At 68.6% G+C, this 24,591-nt stretch carries 25 protein-coding genes; 20 read left to right on the forward strand and 5 right to left on the reverse strand.

The genetic code is table 11. The features are described from left to right. The first annotated feature begins 124 nt into the window (after positions 1-124). From E2F48_RS00195 to E2F48_RS00245, 11 genes are all read left to right on the forward strand, one after another. Positions 125-604, forward strand: a complete 480-nt coding sequence (locus tag E2F48_RS00195) for a Cg1360 family ATP-synthase-associated protein (protein WP_133402040.1) — start codon at positions 125-127, stop codon at positions 602-604. Beyond that, positions 594-902: a hypothetical protein gene (locus E2F48_RS17520; RefSeq protein WP_133402041.1), complete on the forward strand. Its 309-nt coding sequence runs from the start codon at positions 594-596 to the stop codon at positions 900-902. The genes E2F48_RS00195 and E2F48_RS17520 overlap by 11 nt, the downstream gene beginning before the upstream one ends. A gap of 85 nt (positions 903-987) precedes the next feature. Then, on the forward strand, positions 988-1,809 hold the full coding sequence (atpB, locus tag E2F48_RS00205) for a F0F1 ATP synthase subunit A (protein ID WP_120165200.1): 822 nt from the start codon (positions 988-990) through the stop codon (positions 1,807-1,809). A gap of 73 nt (positions 1,810-1,882) precedes the next feature. Then, positions 1,883-2,098, forward strand: a complete 216-nt coding sequence (locus E2F48_RS00210; RefSeq protein WP_019481292.1) for an ATP synthase F0 subunit C — start codon at positions 1,883-1,885, stop codon at positions 2,096-2,098. Between the two features lie 50 nt (positions 2,099-2,148). Next, entirely contained in the window at positions 2,149-2,697 is a 549-nt protein-coding gene (locus tag E2F48_RS00215) for a F0F1 ATP synthase subunit B (protein ID WP_133402042.1), read from the forward strand. Continuing rightward, complete coding sequence (locus tag E2F48_RS00220) at positions 2,697-3,512, forward strand: F0F1 ATP synthase subunit delta (protein ID WP_133402043.1); 816 nt, start codon at positions 2,697-2,699, stop codon at positions 3,510-3,512. Before E2F48_RS00215 ends, E2F48_RS00220 begins: the two co-directional genes overlap by 1 nt. Before the next feature lie 93 nt (positions 3,513-3,605). Next, on the forward strand, positions 3,606-5,237 hold the full coding sequence (gene atpA / locus E2F48_RS00225) for a F0F1 ATP synthase subunit alpha (RefSeq protein ID WP_133402652.1): 1,632 nt from the start codon (positions 3,606-3,608) through the stop codon (positions 5,235-5,237). Between the two features lie 95 nt (positions 5,238-5,332). Next, positions 5,333-6,226, forward strand: a complete 894-nt coding sequence (locus tag E2F48_RS00230; protein WP_133402044.1) for a F0F1 ATP synthase subunit gamma — start codon at positions 5,333-5,335, stop codon at positions 6,224-6,226. A gap of 51 nt (positions 6,227-6,277) precedes the next feature. Beyond that, complete coding sequence (gene atpD / locus E2F48_RS00235) at positions 6,278-7,741, forward strand: F0F1 ATP synthase subunit beta (RefSeq protein ID WP_120165205.1); 1,464 nt, start codon at positions 6,278-6,280, stop codon at positions 7,739-7,741. Positions 7,742-7,746: 5 nt separating this feature from the next. Beyond that, the gene (locus E2F48_RS00240; protein ID WP_120165206.1) at positions 7,747-8,037 is read left to right on the forward strand and encodes a F0F1 ATP synthase subunit epsilon; all 291 of its coding nucleotides are present in this window, start codon (positions 7,747-7,749) and stop codon (positions 8,035-8,037) included. Between the two features lie 10 nt (positions 8,038-8,047). Continuing rightward, the gene (locus E2F48_RS00245; protein ID WP_120165207.1) at positions 8,048-8,479 is read left to right on the forward strand and encodes a DUF2550 domain-containing protein; all 432 of its coding nucleotides are present in this window, start codon (positions 8,048-8,050) and stop codon (positions 8,477-8,479) included. Positions 8,480-8,492: 13 nt separating this feature from the next. On the opposite strand, the gene E2F48_RS00250 is transcribed toward E2F48_RS00245, so the two are convergent. Beyond that, on the reverse strand, positions 8,493-9,701 hold the full coding sequence (locus E2F48_RS00250; RefSeq protein WP_133402045.1) for an N-acetylglucosamine-6-phosphate deacetylase: 1,209 nt from the start codon (positions 9,699-9,701) through the stop codon (positions 8,493-8,495). Between the two features lie 39 nt (positions 9,702-9,740). Beyond that, on the reverse strand, positions 9,741-10,436 hold the full coding sequence (nucS, locus tag E2F48_RS00255; RefSeq protein WP_133402046.1) for an endonuclease NucS: 696 nt from the start codon (positions 10,434-10,436) through the stop codon (positions 9,741-9,743). A gap of 380 nt (positions 10,437-10,816) precedes the next feature. Between nucS and E2F48_RS00260 the strand changes: the two genes are divergently transcribed. The 3 genes from E2F48_RS00260 to E2F48_RS00270 all read left to right on the forward strand — a co-directional run bounded on the left by E2F48_RS00260 (position 10,817) and on the right by E2F48_RS00270 (position 13,340). Next, positions 10,817-12,046 carry a hypothetical protein gene (locus tag E2F48_RS00260; protein WP_133402047.1) on the forward strand — a complete coding sequence of 410 codons (1,230 nt, stop codon included), beginning with the start codon at positions 10,817-10,819 and terminating at the stop codon, positions 12,044-12,046. Between the two features lie 128 nt (positions 12,047-12,174). Further along, a complete protein-coding gene (locus tag E2F48_RS00265) occupies positions 12,175-12,498 on the forward strand; it encodes a hypothetical protein (protein WP_133402048.1) in 324 nt (107 codons plus the stop codon). Between the two features lie 50 nt (positions 12,499-12,548). Next, on the forward strand, positions 12,549-13,340 hold the full coding sequence (locus E2F48_RS00270; protein ID WP_133402049.1) for an alpha/beta hydrolase: 792 nt from the start codon (positions 12,549-12,551) through the stop codon (positions 13,338-13,340). A 16-nt stretch (positions 13,341-13,356) separates the two neighbouring features. Here the strand turns inward: E2F48_RS00270 and E2F48_RS00275 are convergent, their stop codons facing one another. Further along, positions 13,357-14,691 (reverse strand): AI-2E family transporter, encoded by a 1,335-nt coding sequence (locus E2F48_RS00275; RefSeq protein ID WP_425455735.1) that lies wholly within the window; start codon positions 14,689-14,691, stop codon positions 13,357-13,359. Positions 14,692-15,002: 311 nt separating this feature from the next. Here E2F48_RS00275 and E2F48_RS00280 point away from each other — a divergent pair, with 311 nt between their 5' ends. From E2F48_RS00280 to E2F48_RS00305, 6 genes are all read left to right on the forward strand, one after another. Next, positions 15,003-16,706: a DUF8094 domain-containing protein gene (locus tag E2F48_RS00280; RefSeq protein ID WP_133402050.1), complete on the forward strand. Its 1,704-nt coding sequence runs from the start codon at positions 15,003-15,005 to the stop codon at positions 16,704-16,706. Between the two features lie 45 nt (positions 16,707-16,751). After that, on the forward strand, positions 16,752-17,702 hold the full coding sequence (locus E2F48_RS00285) for a co-chaperone YbbN (RefSeq protein WP_133402051.1): 951 nt from the start codon (positions 16,752-16,754) through the stop codon (positions 17,700-17,702). Positions 17,703-17,747: 45 nt separating this feature from the next. Next, positions 17,748-18,863 (forward strand): NADH:flavin oxidoreductase/NADH oxidase, encoded by a 1,116-nt coding sequence (locus tag E2F48_RS00290; protein WP_133402052.1) that lies wholly within the window; start codon positions 17,748-17,750, stop codon positions 18,861-18,863. A gap of 30 nt (positions 18,864-18,893) precedes the next feature. Beyond that, the gene (locus tag E2F48_RS00295; RefSeq protein ID WP_120165215.1) at positions 18,894-19,193 is read left to right on the forward strand and encodes a DUF3039 domain-containing protein; all 300 of its coding nucleotides are present in this window, start codon (positions 18,894-18,896) and stop codon (positions 19,191-19,193) included. A 76-nt stretch (positions 19,194-19,269) separates the two neighbouring features. After that, positions 19,270-20,721 (forward strand): MFS transporter, encoded by a 1,452-nt coding sequence (locus E2F48_RS00300; protein ID WP_133402053.1) that lies wholly within the window; start codon positions 19,270-19,272, stop codon positions 20,719-20,721. Continuing rightward, a complete protein-coding gene (locus E2F48_RS00305) occupies positions 20,718-22,499 on the forward strand; it encodes a DEAD/DEAH box helicase (protein ID WP_133402054.1) in 1,782 nt (593 codons plus the stop codon). Before E2F48_RS00300 ends, E2F48_RS00305 begins: the two co-directional genes overlap by 4 nt. A gap of 56 nt (positions 22,500-22,555) precedes the next feature. Here E2F48_RS00305 and E2F48_RS00310 read toward each other — a convergent pair whose 3' ends face one another. After that, positions 22,556-23,179 (reverse strand): isochorismatase family protein, encoded by a 624-nt coding sequence (locus E2F48_RS00310; RefSeq protein WP_133402055.1) that lies wholly within the window; start codon positions 23,177-23,179, stop codon positions 22,556-22,558. Next, entirely contained in the window at positions 23,176-24,519 is a 1,344-nt protein-coding gene (locus E2F48_RS00315; RefSeq protein ID WP_425455736.1) for a nicotinate phosphoribosyltransferase, read from the reverse strand. Before E2F48_RS00315 ends, E2F48_RS00310 begins: the two co-directional genes overlap by 4 nt. Positions 24,520-24,591: the final 72 nt, after the last annotated feature.

The raw sequence follows: 24,591 nt of genomic DNA on the forward strand, positions 1-24,591 counted from the left end.
CGCCCGCACCGGCCGAATTCTATCTGCTGTAGAATAGAATGGCCTGCGGGAGCGCCGGCCGCTGCCCCGGCCGCGGTCCAACGGAGCCCGCAGACCCACCACTCCCCTCCACGGACGGAATGCATTGAGTACATCGGACGCCCCGGGTGTCAACGGGAGCCCGGCACCGCCCGGTGTTTCCGGCCCCACGGCCTCGCCGTGGCTGGACATCCTGAAGAAGTGCCTGCTCGCCACCGGCGCCGCCGCACTCCTGCTGTCCGCCGCGGCCGGCCTGATGGCCGGAGGCGGGGGAGCGCTCAGCGCCGCCTTCGGCTACGCCGTCGTCGCCCTGTTCTTCGGTATCAGCCTCCTCATCGGCCACTTCGCGGGCAGGACCAACCCCTCAGGGGCCCTCGGGCTCTTCGCCGTGACCTACGCGATCAAGGTCGTGGGGTTCGCGGCGGTCCTGTTCCTGCTGGGCACCCCGCCGTGGCTCGAGAGCACCTGGTTCTTCAGCGCCGCCGTCGGCACCGTCGTACTCTGGCAGGTTGTCGAGGTCTTCGTCTTCTCGAAGGCGCGCCACCAGCTCTACAACGACGATTCGGAGGCCGGCAGTGAGCGGTGAACCAGGGCCCGCAGCGGGCCGAGGGCAGGACGATCGGGGTCGGTACGGCGAGGGCGGTTACAACGCTGGAATCGCCGTGTTCAGCTACATCGCTGGCGGGATCCTGGTCTGGAGTTTGATAGGGTGGGGGCTGGATAATCTTCTGGGAACACGTTGGATAGTGCTCGCAGGGGCTCTCTTGGGTGCCGGGGGCGGTTTCTACCTCTCCCACATGCACAACCTCACCCGATCGCAACTCTCTGATTCCGGCAGCGCGCCGCAGGGCCGCCCCGAGCCTCCAGAGAACAGCCCGAAGTGATGCCTAAAAACTTAATCAGCCGGAGCAGTGTCGCTGTCACCGGTGGAATCATGCCCAACGATGGACACTGCAGAGAGGAAACGCGTTGATCGCGCTTGCGCTCCCGGCCGAAACAACCGATGAGGGTTTCGTTGCCCCCACGATTGAAGACACCCACTATCCGGACATCCTCCCCTGGGGCGGTGAATACGGCGTCTGGTTTGAAGGTGGCTTCGGCAAGCAGATGCTCCTTGTCATCTTCTCCGTCATCCTGATCGCCTCCTTCTTCATGGCCGCTTCGCGCCGCCGCCAGATGGTTCCGGGCAAGCTGCAGTTCCTCGGGGAGTCCGCCTACGGGTTCGTCCGCAACTCCATCGGCAAGGACATCATCGGCGGCCGGGACTACCTGAAGTACGTTCCGTGGCTGTTCGCCGCATTCTTCTTCGTCCTGGTCAACAACATCTTCGGTGCGATTCCGTTGCTGCAGATCCCGACCTTCTCCCACCCGGGCAGCGCCTATGCCATCGCCGCGATCTTCTACATCCTGTGGATCGCCATCGGCGTCAAGAAGCACGGCCTGCGCTACTTCAAGCTGGCCGTCGTGCCCTCGGGCGTGCCGTGGTACATCATGCCGCTGCTGATCCCGATCGAGATCATCTCCAACTTCCTCGTCCGGCCCGTCACGCACTCGCTCCGGCTCTTCGCGACGATGCTCGCCGGCCACCTGATCATCACCCTTGCGGGCTCCGCGATCGAGTACATGGCGCTCTCGGGCAGCATCCTGCTGCAGGGAACCGGTGTGCTCGTCCTGGGCGGCGCGGTGGCGATGTATATGCTCGAAGCTTTGATCATGGTCCTCCAGGCGTACGTTTTCACCCTGCTGGCCGCGATCTACATCGAGGGCGCGCTTCACGCCGACGCCCACTGATCACAAATTCTTCCCCGTCGGGGATGATCCCAAACAACCTGCCGCACCAAGGCGGCATCTTGAAAGGAACACAATGGAAGTACAGGGTAGCCTCAACCTCGTTGGATACGGTCTCTCCGCAATCGGCGGTGGTATCGGCGTGGGTCTCGTATTCGCCGCCTACATCAACGGCGTAGCACGTCAGCCCGAGGCACAGCGCGTTCTTCAGCCGATCGCCTTCCTGGGCCTGGCTCTGACCGAAGCCCTCGCGATCCTCGGTCTGGTCTTCGCCTTCGTCATCGGCGCCTAAGAACTCCAGGCTGGAAATCCGAAGACCAGTTGAAGAAAGACGGGTGAAACATGTTTAATGCAGCCATTATGGCAGCGGAAGAGGGCGCAAACCCGCTCGTCCCGAACGGGTGGGAAATCCTTGTCACGCTAGCGGGCTTCGCGGTCCTGATGTTCATCGTCATCAAGTTCGTCATGCCGGCGTTCGAGAAGACGTTCGCAGAACGCACGGAGGCCATCGAGGGCGGTATCGCCAAGGCGGAAGCCGCCCAGGCCGAAGCCAATGCGGCACGCGAGGAGTACAAGCAGCAGCTTGTCGACGCCCGCGCGGAGGCCAACCGCATCCGCGAGGAAGCCCGCGCCGAAGGTGCACAGATCCTCGCCTCGCTCAAGGAGAAGGCGGCCGCCGAGTCGGCACGCATCACCGAGCAGGCCCACGTCCAGATCGAGGCCGAACGCCAGGCCGCCGTGGTGTCCCTGCGGGCCGAGGTCGGCACGCTGGCCACCGAACTGGCAAGCCGCATCGTCGGGGAGTCCCTGGCCGATGACGCACGCTCCGCGCGCGTCGTTGACCGCTTCCTCGCCGATCTGGACAACCAGAGCGCAGGTGCAGCGAAATAATGGCCGGTGTATCAAGCCAGTCCCTCGCCACGGTCCGCCGGGAGCTCGAAACACGGCTCCCCGGCGCCCCGCTGTCATTGGCCGAGGAGCTTTTCGGAGTCCTCTCCATCCTCGACAGCAATGCGGGCCTGCGCCGTGCGCTGACCGACCCTTCCCGCACGGGCGGGGACAAAGCCATGCTGGTGGACCAGCTCGTGGCGGGCAGGGTCTCGGCTGACGCCGTTGCAGTGGTCAAGGAGCTCGTCGCCGAACGGTGGGCCAACGCCCGCGATATCGGCGATGCCCTGGAGACCCTCGCTGCGACGGTGGCCATCTCGGTGGCGGAATCCCAGGGGAGCGGCCCTCAGGGGCTGGAAAAGCTGGAAAGCGACCTGTTCTCCTTCATCGCCGTCGTCGATTCGAACCACGATCTTCAGCGTGCGCTGTCCGACCGCCAGGCGGGCCCGGAGGCGAAGGCGGCCCTTGCGCTGCGTCTCGTCCCCGAGGCCGGTGATGCGGCCAAACTCCTCATCCGCCAGGCGGTGACCGCACCGCGCGGACTCAAGCCGGCGGCGCTCATCAAGCGCTTCGTTGAACTGGTTGCCGCCCGGCAGCAGCGCTGGATTGCCACTGTCAGCGTCACCCGTCCGCTGACGGCGGAGCAGCAGTCCAGGCTTGCTGCGGGCCTCAACCGCCTTTACGGGCGCGAACTGCAGGTCAACATCAACGTTGATCCTTCCCTGATCGGCGGTGTGCGGGTCAGCGTGGGCGACGAAATGGTCGATTCCACGGTGGTCACGAGGCTGTCCGAGCTCCGCCGCAGGCTGGCGGGATAGGCGCCTTTTCGCGCCAAGCAACATCCAACATTGAATTACACACAGGTCACCGCCGTCGGCGGTGATCGCAACACAGGAGAGCAGGGACTGCAGATGGCCGAATTGACCATCAACGCCGAAGATGTCCGTAATGCGTTGAACGAATTTGCGGCGTCCTACGAACCCGGAAATGCGGAGCGCGTCGAAGTTGGCCGCGTCACCACCGCAAGCGACGGCATTGCCAAGGTTGAGGGTCTGCCTTCGGTCATGGCGAACGAGCTGCTGCGTTTCGAGGACGGCACGCTGGGCCTGGCCCAGAACCTTGATACCCGCGAGATCGGCGTGGTCGTCCTCGGCGACTACGGCGGCATCGAAGAGGGCCAGGAAGTCCACCGCACCGGGGAGATCCTTTCGGTTCCCGTCGGTGACGCCTTCCTCGGCCGCGTCGTCGACCCCCTCGGCCAGCCGCTCGACGAGCTGGGCGAAATCGCTGCCGAGGGCCGCCGCGCCCTCGAGCTCCAGGCCCCCGGCGTCACCATGCGCAAGTCGGTCCACGAGCCGATGCAGACCGGCCTGAAGGCCATCGACGCGATGATCCCGATCGGCCGCGGCCAGCGCCAGCTGATCATCGGCGACCGCCAGACCGGCAAGTCCGCGATCGCGATCGACACGATCATCAACCAGCGCGACAACTGGGCCTCCGGAGACGTGAACAAGCAGGTCCGCTGCATCTACGTCGCCATCGGCCAGAAGGCCTCGACCATCGCCGCCGTGCGCCAGACCCTCGAAGACAAGGGTGCCCTGGAGTACACGACGATCGTGGCCTCCCCGGCCTCGGATCCCGCAGGCTTCAAGTACCTTGCCCCCTACGCAGGCTCGGCCATCGGCCAGCACTGGATGTACGGCGGCAAGCACGTCCTGATCGTGTTTGACGACCTGTCCAAGCAGGCCGAGGCCTACCGTGCCGTGTCGCTGCTGCTGCGCCGCCCGCCGGGACGTGAAGCCTACCCGGGCGACGTGTTCTACCTGCACTCCCGCCTGCTGGAGCGTTGCGCCAAGCTCTCCGACGAGCTCGGTGCCGGCTCGATGACGGGTCTGCCGCTCATCGAGACGAAGGCCAACGACGTCTCGGCGTACATCCCGACCAACGTCATCTCCATCACCGACGGACAGATCTTCCTCCAGTCCGACCTCTTCAACGCCAACCAGCGTCCCGCGGTCGACGTCGGTGTGTCGGTGTCCCGCGTCGGTGGTGCGGCCCAGGTCAAGTCCATGAAGAAGGTCTCGGGCACGTTGAAGCTCGACCTGGCGCAGTACCGCGACATGCAGGCCTTCGCGATGTTCGCCTCGGACCTCGATGCGGCCTCGCGCCAGCAGCTGACCCGCGGCTCGCGCCTGACCGAGCTGCTGAAGCAGGGCCAGTACTCCCCGATGCCCGTCGAGGAGCAGGTCGTCTCGATCTGGGCCGGCACCAACGGCCACCTCGACGAGGTTCCCGTCAGCGACGTCCGGAAGTTCGAAAGCGAATTCCTCGACCACCTGCGGAACCGCTCGTCGGTCCTGACGACTCTCGCCCAGACGAACAAGCTCGAGGACTCGACGGTCCAGGAGCTTGAGAGCCAGGTCGAGGCCTTCAAGCAGGGCTTCTTCGGCCAGGGTCCCGAAAGCCTCACGGCCAACGAGAAGCACGACGCCCTTTCCGAGGACGCAGTGGACCAGGAAAAGATCGTCAAGCAGAAGCGCTAAGGGCCACCGGCCGCCGTCCCGCAGGAAAGCGGGACGGCGGCCGGCGCCTGGAGCCTTAGTCGCTCCCCGGACGGGGAGCGAAGGAAAGGACAAGTATGGGAGCCCAGATTCGGGTCTACCGCCAGAAGATCTCCTCAACGACCTCGATGCGGAAGATCTTCAAGGCGATGGAACTGATCGCGACTTCTCGCATCGGCAAGGCGCGCACCCGCGTCGCGGCGTCGCTGCCCTACGCCAATGCGATCACCCGTGCCGTTTCCGCAGTGGCGTCGCAGTCGGAGATCGACCACCCGCTGACCACCGAGCACACCGAGGTGCGCCGCGCCGCGGTGCTGGTCATGACCTCGGACCGCGGCCTCGCCGGTTCATACTCCGCCAGCGTGCTCAAGCAGGCCGAATCGCTGCTGGAAATGCTCCGCAGCGAGGGCAAGGAAGTGAAGGCGTTCCTCGTTGGACGCAAGGCGCAGGCGTACTTCGACTTCCGCAACCGTTCCTACGAGAAGGCCTGGACCGGCGGCACCGATGCGCCGGAGTTCGCCACCGCCCGTGAGATCGGCAGCGCGCTCGTCAAGGAGTTCATCACCGGCTACGAAGACGGCGGCGTCGACGAGATCCACGTCGTGTACATGCGCTTCCGTTCAATGGTGACGCAGGAGCCAACAGTCATCCGGCTGCTTCCGCTCGAGGTCGTTGAAGAGGAAACCTCGAACGCCTCCGATCTGCTGCCGCTGTACGAGTACGAGCCGGAGCCGGAGCGCGTCCTCGACGCACTCCTGCCGCGCTACATCGAGTCCCGGATCTTCGCGGCTCTGCTGCAGGCGGCCGCCAGCGAACTCGCCGCCCGTCAGCGTGCGATGAAGTCGGCGGGGGACAACGCCACCGAACTGATCAAGAAGTACACGCGCCTGAGGAACACCGCCCGCCAGGCGGAGATCACGCAGGAGCTTTCGGAGATTGTTGCCGGCGCCGACGCGCTCAGCGCCTCCTGATCCACAAGATAAACTTAGTTCCACGCCATCTACGTAAATGAAGTGAGAGAGATGACTGCCCAGACTGTTGAACACGGTACGGACTCAGTTGCCCCCGGAGCTACCGGCCGTATTGCACGTGTCATTGGCCCGGTTGTCGACGTCGAGTTTCCGGCTGACGCGATCCCCGCAATCTACAACGCGCTGACCTGCGAGATCACCCTCAACGGTGAGACGCACATGATCACCTTCGAGACCTCGCAGCACCTCGGCGACAACCTGGTCCGGGCGATCTCGCTCCAGGCGACCGACGGCCTCGTCCGCGGCACCGTGGTGCAGGACACCGGTTCGGCGATTTCCGTGCCCGTCGGCGACGGCGTCAAGGGCCACATCTTCAACGTGCTGGGCAAGCCCCTCGACGTCGAGGAATCCGCACTGGAGATCACCGAGCGCTGGCCCATCCACCGCAAGGCTCCTTCATTCGCCTCCCTCGAGGGCTCGACCGAGATGCTCGAGACGGGCATCAAGAGCATCGACCTGCTGACCCCCTACATCAAGGGTGGAAAGATCGGCCTGTTCGGCGGCGCCGGCGTCGGCAAGACCGTCCTCATCCAGGAAATGATCACCCGCGTCGCCCGGAACTTCGGCGGCACCTCCGTGTTCGCCGGTGTGGGTGAGCGTACCCGCGAGGGCAACGACCTCTGGGTGGAAATGGAAGAGGCGGGCGTCCTCAAGGACACCGCGCTCGTATTCGGCCAGATGGACGAGCCGCCGGGAACGCGCCTGCGCGTCGCGCTGTCGGCCCTGACCATGGCCGAGTACTTCCGCGACGTCCAGAAGCAGGACGTGCTGTTGTTCATCGACAACATCTTCCGCTTCACCCAGGCCGGTTCCGAGGTCTCGACCCTGCTGGGCCGCATGCCTTCCGCCGTGGGCTACCAGCCGAACCTCGCCGACGAGATGGGCCTCCTGCAGGAGCGCATCACCTCGACGAAGGGCCACTCGATCACGTCGATGCAGGCGATCTACGTCCCCGCCGACGATTACACCGACCCGGCGCCGGCAACCACCTTCGCGCACCTCGACGCGACGACCGAGCTCTCCCGCGAGATCGCCTCGCGCGGCCTGTACCCGGCCATCGACCCGCTCGCGTCGACCTCGCGCATCCTGGATCCGCAGTACATCGGCCACGACCACTACAACACCGCGGTCCGGGTCAAGCAGATCCTGCAGAAGAACAAGGAACTCCAGGACATCATCGCGATCCTGGGTGTCGACGAGCTGTCCGAAGAGGACAAGATCGTCGTCTCCCGTGCGCGCCGCATCCAGCAGTTCCTCTCGCAGAACACCTACACCGCCAAGCAGTTCACCGGCGTTGAAGGCTCGACCGTGAGCATCAAGGACACCATCGAAGGCTTCAGCGCCATCTGCAACGGTGACCTCGACCACATCGCCGAGCAGGCGTTCTTCAACATCGGCGGGCTCGACGACGTCGAGCGCCAGTGGGCGAAGATCCAAGAGCGGACCGGAAAGTAAAGCTCATGGCCTCTGCAGAGCTCGAAGTCGAAATCGTCGCGGCCGACCACTTTGTGTGGTCAGGCCCGGCGACCATGGTCAAGGCGCGCACCAGCGAGGGCGAGATCGGGATCCTTCCCGGACACTCGCCGGTGCTTGCCCTGCTCGGGGAAGGCGAACTCGCCATCCAGCCGGTGAGCGGTGAGCGCATCGTGGTGGCCGTCGACAGCGGATTCTTTTCCGTCGACAGCAACCGTGTGGTGATCGTTGCCGACAACGCCACGATCGGCGATTCGGTTTCAGCGGGAAACCGCTGACCCCACCGCCATGGACGGTCTGAGTCTGCTGTTGATTCTCATTGCGGCCGTCTTCGGCGTGCTGGTTCTGCTGGTCGGCGCCTTCCTGCTGCGCCGCTACCAGCTGGGCCGGACGCTCGGTACCTTCGACGCCTCCATCCGCCTCCCCGACAAGGGGTGGCGGATGGGGGTTTGTCGTTATACGGACACCCATCTCGAATGGCTGCGGCTGATGTCGCTCAGCCCCGTGCCGCCCCACCGCTACCTGCGCAGCTCGCTTGAGCTCAAGGGGTGGCGCCAGCCCACCGAGGCCGAGGTCGGCCGCGTACTGCCAGGCTGCATTGTGGTCACCCTGGCCTACGAGGGCTCCGAGCTGCAGCTGGCCATGAAGTATCCGGTCTACGCGGGCCTGTCCTCCTGGCTTGAGGCCGGCCCGGTGATCGGCATCGGCACCTGGCGCTAGGTGTACCCGGCCGTCAGGGCAGTTTCAGCCAGACCCCGGCCCTCAGGACCCCCAGCAGGCCGAGCCCGGGGGACACGATCACCGCGTCGGCGCGCAGCCCTGGTCGAAGGCTGCCCAGCTCATCGGCCAGCCCGAGCACGCCGGCAGGCACCGCCGACGCCGACACCACGGCGTCGTGGAGCGCAACTCCGGCCTCCACTGCGCAGCGCACCACCTCCAGCAGCGTCCGGGTGCCCCCGGCCGGTGCCTCCGACGGGCCCCTGCGGGCCACGCCGTCGCGCACCGTAATCTCGCTGCGGCCCAGCCAAAACACCCCCTCGCCGCGCCCAGCGGCCGCCGTCGAATCACTGACCAGGCAGATATTGGCCGGTCCGGCGAGCGTGAAGGCCATCCGCGCGGTGTCGGCGTGGAGGTGCACATTATCGGCGATCAGTTCGACGGCGATCTCCCCGGCGCGCGCCCGCTCGAGCAGCAGCGGCACCGGTCCGGGGGAGCGGTGGTGGATGGCGGGCATCGCATTGAACAGGTGCGTTGCCATCGGCCTGCCGCTGTACCCGTCAAACCCCGTCGAGGCGAGCTCCTCATTGATCAGGTCCAGGGCGGCGGAGGCCTGTTCGGCGGTGCAGTCGGTATGCCCGATGGCGGGAATGATCCCGTGCGTGACCAGGTCGTAGACGAGCGTGTCGGTGCCCTCGAGTTCCGGGGCGTACGTCATGGAGATCAGGTGACCCCCCGCCGCGGCCGCCAGCTCCGTCAGCAGGCCCTCATCCGGTTCGGAAAGATGCGCCGGGTCGTGCATGCCGGCGCGCGCGGGGGACAGGAACGGGCCCTCAGCGTGAATCCCCGCGATCAGGCCCTCGTCGGCGGCGGCGGACAGGAGTGGAAACGCCCGCAGGAGGTCCTCGCCCGGTGCGGCGCCCGTGCTGGCGAGCAGCGTCGTCGTCCCGCTGTGGTGCTGGAAGGTGACGGCCGTGCGGATGTCCTCGGCGCTGCCGGAGGTGAAGTCGGCGCCTCCCCCGCCGTGGCAGTGGAGGTCGACCAGCCCGGGGAGGATCAGCGCTCCCTCGGGCAGCGGCGGGGTGCCCGGCCCGTCCGCCGGCCGGGCCGGCCCGGCGTAGGTGATGCGCGAACCCTCCCAGCTGAGCACCGCGTCCTCGATGATGCCCGAATCGGTCACCATCCGCCCGGAAAGGTGGTTGGACGTGCCCTGCAGGTTGGCCATGGTCCGATTCTATGCGCCGGAACCGGCCCGTGCCGGGGTTCAGAAAAGGCGGGATTCCTTATCGTCCACGCCGCGCATGGCATCGTAGTCGAGCGTGAGGCAGTCGATGCCCCGGTCCGCGGCCAGGGTGCGGGCCTGGGGTTTGATCTGCTGTGCCGCGAAGATCCCGCGCACCGGCGACATCAGGGGGTCGCGGTTGAGCAGTTCGAGGTAGCGGGTGAGCTGTTCCACGCCGTCGATGTCGCCGCGCCGCTTCAGCTCGATGGCCACGGTGGCCCCCGAACCATCGCGCGCCAGGATGTCCACCGGCCCGATGGCGGTCATGTACTCGCGCCGGATCAGTGTAAAGCCTTCGCCGAGCAGCGTGATCTGCTCGGCGAGCAGGCGCTGCAGGTCCGCCTCGACCCCGTCCTTCACCAGTCCCGGGTCGACGCCGAGGTCGTGTGAGGACTCGTGGAGCTGCTCGCGGATATTGATCACGAGCCGGTCATCGCTCTTGGCGTGCTGGACGGTCCACACCTCGGTGATGCCCTCGGCGGCGTCGGCCTCGTCGGGAGCGCTGACGCGCAGCGTGGCGGGCGGGCTCATCCAGTTCAGCGGCTTGTAGGAGCCGCCGTCGGAATGCACGAGGACCGACCCGTCGGCCTTCACCACAAGGAGCCGCGTCGCGAGGGGCAGGTGGGCGCGGAGCCGTCCGACGTAGTCGACGGAGCAGCGGGCTATCACTAAACGCACAATCAACCTTCGGATCTACTGCGGGTGGATGCCCGGCCGCGGTCAGGGTGGTCGATCCACCGACGGTCGGACCTGTCCATTCTAGGGGTCTCCTGGGTCGGGTCCGGACTCCTGCGGGGTCGTCAGGATTCCTACGGCGGGGCAGTTCGGGGTCTGCCGGAGCAGCCACTACGTGGCCGGCTTTGCGAAAGACGAGTGTTGCCCAGCCCTGAAGCACGCACCCACACTTAACTCAGGCAACAATACTGGGCCACCCCAGACATGCCTCCCGGAAGCAATCCCTAATGAGTCCCCAAGTTGCCTCCCCCAGACCCATCCCCGCATGGCCACTCCCACACGCAGATTCGACTACCCGCAGCGTTGCGAGGCAGGAAATCCCCATGAAATCACGCAGGTACATCACAAGTCTCGCCGCCGTCGGGCTGCTCGTCGGCGGTACGGTCGGATCCCTCGCGCCGGCAGCACACGCCACGCACACCCGGGCGCACACGTGCACCCAGGCCGGCGGTGTCTATACAGAAGCGGCTACACAGAGCGGTGACCGGTGCGTCGTCACCACGACGACTCCATCGGTCATCGTGGCCGGCGCACCCGAGACGACGTACAGCGATGCGGTGCCTTCCGGCTCTCCAACAGTCGTCGATTCGCCTCCCGTACCGTCAGGCGAATCGACGACCGAGACCCAGACGCGTGATGTCGGAGATCCTGTCGTGGTGGAGTCCGAGCGCCGCGGTACTCCCTCGGTCAGCTCCGAAGAGATCGACGCCGGGGAGTCCACGGCGGTCCCGGTGGTCGTCGCCGGCACGCCGGTGACGACCACCCGCACCGAGCGCGGGACACCGACCAGCGCCGACGCACCCGGCACACGGAATTGCCAACGCGTCAACAATGACAAGGCAGCCAAGCCCGTCGAGCGGTGCGAGCGGACCGTCGTAACCACCACCACGACGCCGACGACCGTCATCACCACCGTCACGACCCCGCAGGAGCGCGTCACCACGACGACCCAGCCGCGGGAGACCGTCACCACGACGACCACGCCGGTGACCGAGGTGTCCACCTCAACACAGCAGCGGGAATCCTGTCTGACGACCACGCAGCCCACCTCGTTCACCAGGACCACGACGCAGCCGACGACGCAGACGCGCACGGTGTCCATTCCGCAGACGAGGACCACGACGACCACGGTGAGCACGTACCGGTATGCGCTTAACACCACGGCCCCGCTGGTGCTCGTGGTATTTCCTGTTGCCGCCAACCCGCGGATAGTCGTCAACGAGAGGTCCCTTGCCCCGCTGGTGACGACCTTCGAAGAGGCCGGCACGCCGGTGGTCAGCGTTGATACGCTCGCTGGGCCGGACGAGGTGAACACGGTCTGCGCACCCACCGACCCTGAGGTAACCGTCACGGAAGGCGGGACCACCAATGACGTGCGGCAAGTAACGACTCCGGCCGATCCCAAGGTCACCGTAACCCGGGAGAACATGGCTCCGACGGTGTCCGAAACCAGGGCGCCCGGGGAGCCGATCGTGACGATGAGTACCCGCGGGACCGGTGACACCTGTTACAACAACCCCGCCACCGCAGAGCAGCGGGCCAGCCGCTGCTAGCAGGTAAACAGCGAAACAGGCCTCCGCCGGTGCGGGTTCGTACCGGGGGGCCTGTTTCGTGAATGCGTGCTCCATTTGGGATTCATCCCGATTCCACGGACCGCCCCCCGGTCAGGCAGACTTGGACCATGCCCCGCTCGAACCGCCCCCGCCGCGCCAAGGGGTCCTCCCGCGGCGGTGCGCCGGCTCCGGCTGAGCTGGACCTGGAGCGCGCACGGGCCGGATTTCCGCTGCGCGTGAGCGCCCCCGACGGCGAATGGTCGGTGCGCCGGATCACGGAGCGCAACGCGGCCAAGGAGTACACCTGCCCCGGGTGCCACCGGGTGATTCCGCCGGGGCTTGCCCATCTGGTGGTGTGGCGGGAGGATTCGCTGCTCGGGGCGGAGTCGGCCCTGGCCGACCGCAGGCACTGGCATGTGCACTGCTGGAACACCCGCAGCTACCGGTACTGAGGGCGCGCCGCCGGCGCACTCGGGCCCCGGTGGGCACCTAGAATGGGGAGATGGCCAGTGATCCCCAGGACTACGACTTCACCCCAAGCACCGGACCGATCGACATCCGCGCATCGACGGTGCTGCCCGCCGACCGGCGGAACATCGAACTGAAGACCGCCGACGGCCTGACGCTCGTCGGCGAGTTCGCCGCACCCCTGGACGGGGAGCCGAAGGCGACCCTGATCACGCTTCACCCGCTGCCGACCCACGGCGGGTTCATGGACTCCCACCTGTTCCGTAAGGCTTCCTTCCGGCTGCCGGCCCTCGCCGGGATCGCCGTCCTGCGGTTCAACACGCGCGGCACCTGCTCGCCGCGGGGGTGCAGCGAGGGAACCTTCGACGGCGGCGGCGCGGAACGCCTGGATGTCGAGGCGGCGGTCCGGTGGGCGGTCGACCAGGGCCTGAAGAACATCTGGCTCGTGGGCTGGTCCTTTGGCACCGAGCTGTGCCTGAAGTACGGCGCCTCGGACCCGGTGGCCGAGCATATCGAGGGCGCGGTCCTGATTTCCCCGCCGCTCCACCGCGCGGACGACGCCGACCTGGACACCTGGGCCGCCTCGGGGCTGCCCCTGACGGTGCTGGTCCCCGAGCTTGACGATTACCTCCGCCCGCCGGCCGCGCAGGAACGCTTCGCAGCCATCCCGCAGGCGGTGGTGACCCCGGTCGACGGCGCCAAGCACCTGTGGGTGGGGGAGAAGTACGCGGCCCGGGCGCTGAACGAGATTGTCGAGGTCGTCCTTCCCGGGCAGGCAGCACCGCTGCCCGTCCAGTGGGAGGGCGAGGCGGCCACCGCCTCCTGAGCGCCGGACGGCGCCCCTACTGCTGGTCCTGCCGGGCGATGAAGACCTCCTTGAGCAGCAGCATGATTGCGGCCGCGGTGGGGATGGCGATGAGGGCGCCGAGCACGCCGAGCAGGCTGCCTCCCGCGATCACCGCGATGACGGCGACGGCGCCGGGCACCGCCACGGCCCGCTGCATGATGCGCGGGGAGATGAAGTAGGCCTCGAACTGCAGGTACGCAAGGTAAGGGATGGCGAACAGCAGCGCGGTCTGCCACCCGACGGTCAGGGCCACCAGGCTGACGAAGCAGGCGGCGATGAGCGCCCCCACCAGCGGTATGAACGCCAGCAGGACGACGATGAAGGCGAGCAGCACCGAGAACGGCACGCCCACCATGGACATGACGATGAAGGCGAACGCGCCGTTGAGCAGGGCCACGCAGGCCTGCCCGATCACGTACATGCCCACGCTGCGGGTGATTTCCTCGGACAAGGACTGCACCCGGGCCCGCCGCGACCGGGGTGCCAGCCGGTAGGCCCACTTCTTCATCGACGGGAGCGAGGCCAGGAAGTAAAGGGTCAGGACCAGCACGATCAGGGTGCCGAACAGGCCGTTGAGGATGACGGTGCCCACGCCCAGGACGCCGCCGAAAATCCCGCTGACTATCCCGTCTTCGGCGAAGAAGTTGTTGATTTCCGCCGTGGCCCGGTCGCGGACCTGGAACTGCTGGTCCAGGGTGCGGAAGAAATCGGAGTTCAGGAAGGTCTGGGCGTAGGCAGGGCCGCGCTCGATGATCTGGGAGGTCTGGTTCACGATCGTGGGGATCAGCGTGGCGAAGAACCCCACCACCAGTCCCACCAGGAGCGTCAGGGACAGGGTGATTCCGGCGGGGCGCGGCACCCCGCGTTCGTCGAGCCACCTCACGACCGGGTCAAGGCCCAGGGCGATGAACATTGCCGCCCCGATCCACAGCAGCAGCTGCCCGACGTTCATGATCATGAAGTAGGCGAGCAGCGCCAGGCCCACCCCCACACTGGCCATGAAGCCGAAGTGGATCGGGTGCTGACGCATCGAGCGCGGAGGCAGCCCGCCGAACTTCAGGCGCTCGTCGGTGAGCTGGACCGTGGGGTCCACGGGCACGGGCAGCGGGTCCACCTCGGGCGGGAACTCAAACCGCCGCCGCGGCTGGGCCCCCGGGATCGGCCGCCGCAGCCGGGTGAACAGCGATGCCATCCGGCCCTGGGCGAGGGCAGGGTCGGGGCCGCGCCCGCGGCCGGCAGGGTCGATTTCGCCGCCGCCGCTGCGGTCGACGGGACCGGCCTCGGGCCGCGGCAGCGGCTCGTTGACCGGCACTTCCTCATTGTTGCTCACGCTGCGGTCTGCTTTCACTGGTGCTGCATTCCACTTTGAATCACAAGCGAAACACTACAGCCGGGCTCCGGGGAAGAGAGGCCTTTCCGCGGACGGCCGGCGGGCGTGGTGCGCGCCGGGCAGCGGAGGCTGCCCCGGGGCCGGAGTGAGCCGGTGCACACAAATCAGTTCCCCACGGGCAACTTCGTTACCATAGGAAGACCAATCGAGAGAAAGTGCAGCCTGGCCCGTCCGTGCCCGCGGACGGCCGGCGGTGCGCCGCGGATCGGGAGGTCCGCTCCACAAGACAACGAATAGGTACCCGCGTGCGCGTGAAAACTGCAGTTTCGATCATTATTGCCGGCGTGCTGCTGATGCTGATTGGCATCGGCCAGCGCACGTTCTGGGCCCCGCCGGAGACGGTGACCTTCAGCGTGCCCGCCGGAGCGGAGACCGGACCGGTGACGGTCATCGACGCCGCGGCGCGCAACAACGACGCCGGTGACGTCGACATCGCCGTGAAGAGCGGCGGTGCGTTCACCCTTGCCGTGGGCAGGGCGGCGGACGTCGACGCGTGGGTGGGTGACGCGGCCCACCTGCGGGTCACCGGCGTCGGAGACGAGGAGCTCAAGACGGAGTTCACCGACGGCGAGGCCACCGTGCCCGATCCCCGCGGCGCGGACCTGTGGACGAGTGAGGAAACGGCGGAGGGCTCGGTGACCCATTCCTGGATCAACCCGGCCGAGGGCGACTTCTCCATCCTGCTCGTCTCCGACGGAACCGCAGCGGCCCCCTCGGACATCTCCATCACCGAGCCGAACGATGCCTCCACACCGCTGGCCGTGCCACTGATCGTCGCCGGGGCCCTTCTTGCGGTCCTGGGGATCGCACTGCTCTTCGTCGCCCCGCGCAGCACCGGGTCCGGCCGCGGCCGCTCGACCCCGGCGCCCGAGGGGTCGCGGGCCTACCTCCGCCAGCAGCGCGCCGGTGCCGACCGTGGGGCCCGTGCGCGCCGAATGGTCCACCCGGTGGCCGTGGCCGCCGCCGCACTCCTGGCCGGAACGGCCGTGGCAGGCCCGGCCGCCGCGCAGCCGGCAATCCAGCAGCAGACCAAGCCCGCCGAGGGTGGCTCCGGGGAGGGACGACCGGGCGCCCCGGCCGTGCTCGAACCCCAGCTCGAGCGCATTCTTGACTCCGTCGCGACCACCGTGGCCGAGGCCGACGCCGCCGCCGACTCCAAGCTGCTCCAACCCCGCACCGCCGGCGCGGCGCTCGAGCTGCGCACCGCCGGATACGCGGTGCGCGCCAAGGACAAGAAGGCCTCGGCCCCGGCTCCGGTGGCGGGGTCACCGGTGCTCACCCGCATCGTTCCCGCCGCAGGGGAGTGGCCGCGCACGGTCCTGGCCCTGACCAAGGGAGAGGGGAACCCCGTGCCGCAGGCGCTGGTGCTGACCCAGGACAGCCCGCGGACCAACTACAAGCTGGTCTCCGCAATCCAGATGCTTCCGGGCACCACCTTCCCGGCCTCCGCGGCCGACGGAGCGCTCAAGGAACTGGCACCCGATGCCGCGGACGGGCTCGCCATGGCGCCGCAGGCCGCGGTGGCCGCGATCGCGGACTTCCTGACCTCGCCGAAGGGCAAGCACAACGGAACCTTCGAGGCGAACTCCTTCGCCGACGCCATCACCGGATTCCAGTCCGGTGTGGTCGCCGACCGGAACAACGCCGCGGCCACCATCTCCTTCCGCCACGTCGCGCAGGCGCCGAACACCCGGGCGCTGGGCACCGAGGACGGCGGCGCCGTTGTCTTCGGATACCTCAAGCACACCTACTCGAGCGTGCCGAAGGGCAGGGGAGATTCCATCGACCTCAACGGGACGATCTACGAGACCCTCACCGGCCGGGAAAAGACCGAAAAAGGAATTGACGTCAACTACGGTGAGGCCGTGATGATGTACGTACCACCGGCCGGCAGCAAGGACAAGATCCGCGTGATCGGCGCCGCGCAGCAGCTGCTGGCCGCCAAGCTCAAGTAGACGCCCCAGCCCCGGTTTACGAACCCCGATCCGAAAGGCAAACCATTGTCCACACCAGCCGGCCGCGGCAACGTGCCGCCGTCAATGAACCTTCACGGCGCCGTCGACCTTGCCGCCGTCAAGGCCCGCGCGGAGGCGGCGGCCCGGCCGGCCGCGGACCGGCCCCCCGCCGCCAGCCCGTACGTCGTCCAGGTGACCGAGCAAACGTTCCCGCAGCTGATTCAGCTCTCCGCCACGGTCCCGGTGATCGTCGACCTGGGTGCGTCCTGGAGCGAGCAGTCGGCCCAGGTCAGCGCCGTCCTCGAGGCGGCGGCCATTGACTTCGACGGCCGGTTCCTGCTGGCCAAGGCCGACCTCCAGGCCCAGCCGCAGATCGCCCAGGCGTTCCAGGCGCAGGCCGCGCCCACCGTCGTGGCGGTGGTCAAGGGCCAGCCGGTGCCCATGTTCGAAGGTGCGCTGCCGGCCGAGCAGATCCGCGCCTTCATCGACGAACTGCTCAAGGTGGCCGAGGCCAATGGGGTCACCGGCAGCCTCAACGACGGGGCGCAGGCATCGCCCGCGGCGCCCGCTGCCGAACCCGAGCTGCCGCCGCTGCATCAGGAGGCCTTCGACGCCATCGAGGCCGGGAACTACGCTGCGGCCGCCGCAGCCTACCGCCGGGCCCTGGCGGAGCAACCGGCCGACGCGGACGCGAAGGCGGGCCTGGCCCAGGTTGAACTCATGCAGCGCCTCGAGGGGGCCGACGCGGCCGCGGTCCGCACCGCCGGGGCCGAGCGGCCCGACGACGTCGAGGCCCAGCTCGCCGTCGCCGACCTCGACCTGAGCGGGGGACACGTCGAAGACGCCTTCGCGCGCGTTACCTCCTTCATCGGGCGCAGCGGCGGCGAGGACAAGGAAACGGCCCGGAAGCGGCTGCTCGAACTGTTCGAGATCGTCGGACCCACCGACCCCCGCGTCACCAAGGCCCGGGCCGCCCTCGCCCGGGCGCTCTTCTAGGCCGCCACTCCGGCCGATCCGCACCACCCACCCCGTTAGGACCCCATGACCTCCGGCAGCACCACCCCCGGCCTGTTCGACCCGATCACCCTGCGCTCACTGACAGTGCCCCACCGGGGGTGGGTGGCCGCGATGTGCCAGTACTCCTGCGATCCGGTCGCCGCCCCGGGGGTCCCGACGGACTGGCACCTGGTGCACCTCGGCCAGTTCGCGACCGGCGGTGCGGCCATGATCATCACCGAGGCCGCCGCGGTCAGCCCCGAGGGACGGATCAGCCCACGTGATGCCGGCATCTACAACGCCGAGCAGGTCGCTGCCTGGCGCCGCATCACCGACTTCATCCACACCCAGGGGACTCCCGGCACGCTCACCGGGATTCAGCTGGCCCATGCCGGGCGGAAGGCCTCGACCTACTGGCCCTTCAGCAAGCTTCACGGGTCGGTGCCCGACGCAGAGGGCGGCTGGGAGACGCTCGGCCCCACCGATGAGGCCTTCGACGGCTATGCGGCCCCGCGGGCGATGACCGAGGAGGACATCCTCGCGGTGATCCGAGACTTCGGCCAGGGTGCCCGCCGTGCGGTGGAGGCCGGTTTCGACACCGTCGAAATCCACGGCGCCCACGGCTACCTGCTGCACCAGTTCCTGACCCCGCTGGTCAACAGCCGCACCGACGGCTGGGGAGGCTCCGAAGAGGCCCGGTTCCGCCTGACGCTGGAGGTCATCGACGAGGTCCGAAGGAACATCCCGGCCGAGATGCCGCTGCTCCTGCGCATCTCCGCCTCCGACTGGGTCGAGGGGGGCCTTGACGGTGCCGCTTCGGCGCGGCTCGCCGCGAAGGCGGCCGAGCATGGCGTCGACTTCGTCGACGTCTCTTCCGGCGGAGCGGTGGCGCACGCACGGATCCCCGTCGGTCCGGGCTACCAGGTGGAATTCGCCGAGACGGTGCGGGCGGCCGGGCTTCCCACCGGGGCGGTCGGCCTGATCGACGATCCGGAACAGGCGGAGGGCATCATCCGGGAAGGGAAAGCCGACGTCGTCCTGATCGCCCGGGCCGCGCTGCGCGACCCCCACTGGTGGCTCCGTGCGGCGCACGTGCTGAAGCGCGAACTTGCCCCCGTGCCGCAGTACGAGCGAGCCGGATCGTTCGGCCGGACCAGGTAGCCGGCAGGGGGCCGGCGGTAGACTGGGTCCATGACGATGCCCGCAGACCCCTTTGCCAACGACCCCCTGGACAGCCCCGGCGCCGGCTCGACCGCCACCCTCGAGCGGGAGGAACAGCGCCAGGAGGTGGAGCCGGGCGACAGCGAGCGGTTCGCGCACTACGTGCGCAAGGAAAAAATCATGGAATCCGCACTCACCGGAGAGCCCGTCATCGCCCTGTGCGGCAAGGTCTGGACGCCGGGCCGCGACCCGGAGAAGTTCCCGGTCTGCCCCGAGTGCAAGGAAATCTACAACGGCCTGCGCCCCGGCAAGGACGACACGCCGAAGTAGGCTCCCGGGCCGGTGTCCGGCCCGTCCCACCGCCTCCTGCGCCGCGCGGGAGGGAAGCAACAACGCGTAAGGTGCCATGACGGATACCCCCGCGCCCGAATCCACAATGGCGGCACGCCTGCGCCCGCTGACCTTCGGGCTGATCGCAATCATCACCTGTGCCGCCTTCGAGGCGATGGCGGTGGCCACCGCCATGCCCGCCGTGGCGGACGAGCTCGACGGGGAGGCCAGCTACGGGCTCGCCTTTTCGATGTACCTCACCGCGTCCCTGCTCGGCACCGTCCTCGCGGGGTCCTGGACGGACCGGAGGGGACCACGCCCCGCGCTGCGGGTCGGCATGGCCCTGATGATCGCCGGCCTGCTCCTGTCCGGGGCCGCGCCGGAGTTCTGGGTGGTGACGGCGGGACGGGCGGTCTCAGGGCTCGGCGGCGGCTTCCTGATTGTCGCCGTCTACGTGGTGATCGGCCGGGCCTTCCCCGCCGGCGCGCAGCCCGTGGTCTTCGGCTGGCTCTCGGCCGCCTGGGTGGTGCCCTCGCTGGTGGGGCCCTTCGTGGCGGGGGTGGTGGCCGAGGAACTCCACTGGCGGTGGGTGTTCCTCGGGGTGGCCCCGCTGGTCGCGGCAGCGGGCCTGGTCGTTGCGCCCCGGATCCGCTCCCTGGGCCCTCCGGCGGACCCCGGCACCGGCGGAACCGGCAGCGCGGGCTGGCGCCGCGCCCTGCGGGGCCTGGGGCTGTCGGGCGGCGTGTTCGCCGTGCAGTGGGCCGTCATCCGGCTGGCGGCTGACGGCAACAGCGCCGCCGCAACGGGCCTGCTTGCGGCCCTCGCCGCCGTCGGACTGGCAGCGGTGTTCATCACCCTCCCGGGGCTGCTGCCGCGAGGCACCCTGCGTTTCGGCCGGGGCCTGCCGAGTATCATCGGCACCCGCGGCCTCGTGAACGTCGCCTTCTTCGGCGCCGAGGCGTTCATCCCCCTGATGCTCGTCAGCGCCCGCGGCGTCGACGCCTCCACCGCCGGGCTGGCCCTGAGCGCCGGGGCGCTCGGCTGGAGCGCCGGGGCCTTCCTGCAGACCCGCGTGCGCTTCCGCCGCCAGTGGCTGCTGGTGGCCGGCTCGACCCTGCTCTCGCTCACCCTGGGCGGCTTCGCCCTCGCCTCGGGGGCCCAGGCACCCCTGCCGGTCCTGATCCTCATCTGGGCCTTCGCCGGCATGGCCATGGGGATGACCCTCTCGAGCACCTCGGTCCTCGTCCTCTCACTCTCACCAAAGGCCGAACAGGGGCGCAACTCCGCGTCGCTGCAGATCGCCGACCAGCTCGGCGGGGTGGCCGGGACGGCCGGGGCCGGCACCCTCTTCGCCCTGCTGCGCGATCCCGCGGCGCCGGGGCGGGTCGAGGTGTTTGTTGCGATCTGGCTGGCTCTGTGCCTGTTCGCGGCAGCAGGTATAGTTTCCGGTCTGAGAGGGGCACAGGCACCCAAGGCCGGCCCCACGAAGGACACCACGAAGTCAATGGAAGGTACTGTCCCGGCGTGAGTAGTGACACCCTGTTCGGGGCCGGCCCAGCCCTGCCGCCCGCCTATCCGGAGCGAGCGGCGTGGGGCACGGCACCCAAGCTCCGGCAGTGGCAGAGCGAGGCCCTCGAGAAGTACTTCGCCAACTCGCCGCAGGATTTCCTCGCCGTGGCCACCCCCGGGGCGGGAAAGACGACGTTCGCCCTGCGGGTCGCCACCGAGCTCGTCGAGCGGGGCATCGTGAACCGGGTCACCGTGGTGGCGCCGACCGACCACCTCAAGCGCCAGTGGGCCGACGCCGCTGCGCGGGTGGGTCTGGCCATCGACCCGAACTTCAAGAACGCCGACGGCCGCCACGGCAACGGGTTCATCGGTGTCGCCGTCACCTACGCCCAGGTGGCCAGCAAGCCCATGCTGCACCGGGCCAAGACCGAAGCCGCGAAGACCCTGGTGATCCTCGACGAGATCCACCACGGCGGCGACGCCCTGTCCTGGGGTGACGGAATCCGCGAGGCCTTCGAGCCGGCCACCCGCCGGCTCGCCCTGACCGGAACCCCCTTCCGCTCCGACACCGCGGCGATTCCGTTCGTCGAGTACGTCGAGGACGGCGACGGCATCCGCCGCTCGCGCTCCGACTACACCTACGGGTACGGCCAGGCGCTGCGCGACCATGTGGTGCGCCCGGTGATCTTCATGGCCTATTCGGGCCAGATGCGCTGGCGCACCAGCACCGGCGACGAGATGGCGGCGTCCCTCGGCGAGGCGGCCGTCACCAAGGACATCACCGCCCAGGCCTGGCGCACCGCGCTGAACCCGGCGGGGGAGTGGATTCCCGCGGTGCTGGCGGCGGCCGACAAGCGCCTCACCGAGGTGCGGCGGACGGTGCCCGACGCCGGCGGCCTGGTCATCGCCACCGACCACGACGACGCCCGCGCCTACGCCGGCCGGCTGAAGAAGATCACCGGGGAATCTCCGACGGTCATCCTCTCCGACGATGTCAAGGCCTCCTCGAAGATCGAGGAGTTCTCCGCCGACACCACCCGCTGGATGGTCGCCGTCCGCATGGTCTCCGAGGGCGTTGACGTGCCGCGCCTGGCGGTCGGGGTCTATGCCACCTCCACCGCGACTCCGCTCTTCTTCGCCCAGGCCGTCGGCCGGTACGTGCGTGCACGGCGCCGCGGGGAAACCGCATCGATCTTCCTGCCCTCCGTTCCCAACCTCATGGCCCTGGCCAACCAGCTTGAAGCCGAGCGCGACCACGCCCTGGACCGCCCCACGACGGGGGAGGAGGACGGGTTCGCCCTCGAGGAGGGCCTGATGGAGGCGGCGAACCGCGAAGAGAAGGCCTCCGATTCGCTCACCAAGCAGAAGTTTGAAGCCCTCGAGTCCCAGGCCTCCTTCGACCGGGTGCTCTTCGACGGCGGCGAGTTCGGCACCGGCGGTGAGATGGGCAGCGAGGAGGAGTTCGACTTCCTGGGCATCCCGGGGCTCCTGGACGCCGACCAGGTGGGGCAGCTGCTCCGCCAGCGCCAGCAGGAGCAGCAGTCGCGGCGGCGCGGACGCGCCCCCGAGCCCGTCCCGGCCGACCCCGCGGTGCCCGACCACCGGCAGCTGACGGAACTGCGCGGGCAGCTCGCCAAGAACGTCTCGGCCTGGTCGGCGCGGACCGGCACCCCCCACGGCGTGGTGCACACCGAACTGCGCAAGGCCTGCGGCGGACCGGCCGTGGCCCAGGCCAACGAGGAGCAGCTGCAGCGCAGGCTGAAGAAGCTGCAGGACTGGTTCATCGGGCGGAAATAGTTCCGGCCCGGAACGCGCGCCCCGGCACCCCGGTCAAGGGTGCCGGAGCGCCGTGCTCAGCGCTGGACCTGGACCCCCGCCGCTTCGAGTTCGTCGAAGGTGTCGTCAAGCTTTTCGCCGTGGACGGCGCGCGTCAGCTCCGTGAGCACCGACACCGAGTAACCGGCGGCCACGGCGTCGAGGGCGGTGGCACGCACGCAGTAATCGGCGGCGAGGCCGGCAACCACCACCTCGTCGACGTCACGGTCGCGCAGCCAGTCGTCAAGGCTCAGCGGCGTCTCATCCGGTTCGGCCAGGGCCGCCCCGAGCTTGCGTTCCCCGGTGGGAACCTCGTCCTCGGGGGCGAGGACCCCCTCGAAGCCCGAGTAGGCCGCCTCGAACTGGCCCTTGCGGAACACCGCGTCGACGTTCTCGGTGTCGAGGTCGGGATGGAAGTCCGCCCCGCGGGTATCGGCCACGCAGTGCACGGGCCAGGAGTCGATGAAGTCGGGGGTCTCGGAGAAATGGGGGCCCGGATCGATGTGCCAGTCCTGGGTCGCCACGACGTAGTCGTAGTCGGCGGCGCGGGCGTCGGCGTGGTCGCTGATGGCGGCCGCCACCTCGGCGCCGCCCTGCACCGCGAGGGAACCCCCCTCGCAGAAGTCGTTCTGGACGTCGATGATGATCAGTGCGCGCGTCATGGAAGGATCTCCTCGTACTCGGTGGGAATGGCAGGCTCGCCGCGCTGGAGCCGGTGCACCGACTCCGGGAGCTCGGCGACGGACTCTGAGTGGCGCAGGGCCGCCCGCTGGACGCCCTCGGGCCCGGTCCAGCCGGGCAGGACCTCCCCGCCCTTGACCAGCTGCTGCAGCAGGGGCCGGTCGTTGCCGTCGTCGGAGGGCGAGGCGGAGATACCCACCACCTCGGCGGTGGCCTTCCCGTTCTCGTCGAGCCGGCGCAGGGCGTACTTCCGGCCGCCCACCGAGGCCTTGTTCTTGGCGGCCTTGGCGACGGAAACGAAGTCGCCGTTGTTGTCCTCGCGGCTGACGAGCTTGTAGACCATTCCTGCGGTCGGGGCGCCCGAACCGGTCACCAGCGAGGTACCGACGCCGTACGCGTCCACGGGAGCCGAGGCCAGCAGGCCGATGGCGAACTCGTCGAGGTCGGAGGTCACCACGATGCGGGTGTTGGTGTTGCCCAGGTCATCGAGCAGTTCGCGCACCCAGCGGGCCTGGGTCACGAGGTCCCCCGAGTCCAGCCGCACCGCCCCCAGTTCAGGGCCGGCCACCTCGACGGCGGTTCGCACCCCCTGTTCGACGTCGTAGGTGTCGACGAGGAGGGAGGTGCCCCGGCCGAGGGCCTGGACCTGCGCCTCGAAGGCCTGGCGTTCGGTGTCGTGGAGCAGGGTGAAGGAGTGGGCGGCGGTGCCCACGGTCGGCACCCCGTAGCGCCGCCCGGCCTCAAGGTTGGAGGTGCTGGCGAAGCCGCCGATGATCGCGGCCCGGGAGGCGGCCACGGCCGACTCCTCGTGGGTGCGCCGGGAGCCCATCTCAATGCACGGCCTGCCCGCGGCGGCGCTGGTCATGCGGGAGGCAGCCGAGGCGATGGCGCTGTCGTGGTTGAGCACGGAGAGCACCAGGGTCTCGAGGATGCACGCCTCCGCGAAGGTCGACTCCACGATCAGGATGGGGGAGTTGGGGAAGTAGGCCTCGCCCTCGGCGTAGCCGAAGATGTCGCCGGTGAAGGAGAAGCCGGCGAGCCAGTCCAGGGTCCTGTCGTCAACGATGGACTTGTCGGAGAGGTAACCCAGCTGGTCATCCCCGAACCGGAACGAGGCAAGCGCTTCAAGGAGGCGCCCGGTGCCGGCGGTGACGCCGTACCGCCGGCCGTCGGGCAGGCGGCGGGCGAAGGCCTCGAAGACCGAGCGGCGGTGGGCCGCCCCCGAGTGCAGGGCCGCCTGCAGCATCGTGAGCTCGTACTGGTCGGTGAACAGTGCGGTGTTGGGCTGCCGGGGCGCCGGAGCGCTGCTGGGAGAAGTCACAGTCAAAACATTAGCCGTGCGTTCGCTTTGTGAGTACCGGGTCCGCCCGGGTCCGCCGCGCATTCTAGAATG

The sequence above is a fragment of the Arthrobacter crusticola genome (genome assembly GCF_004357995.1).
GTDB lineage: Bacteria > Actinomycetota > Actinomycetes > Actinomycetales > Micrococcaceae > Arthrobacter_D > Arthrobacter_D crusticola.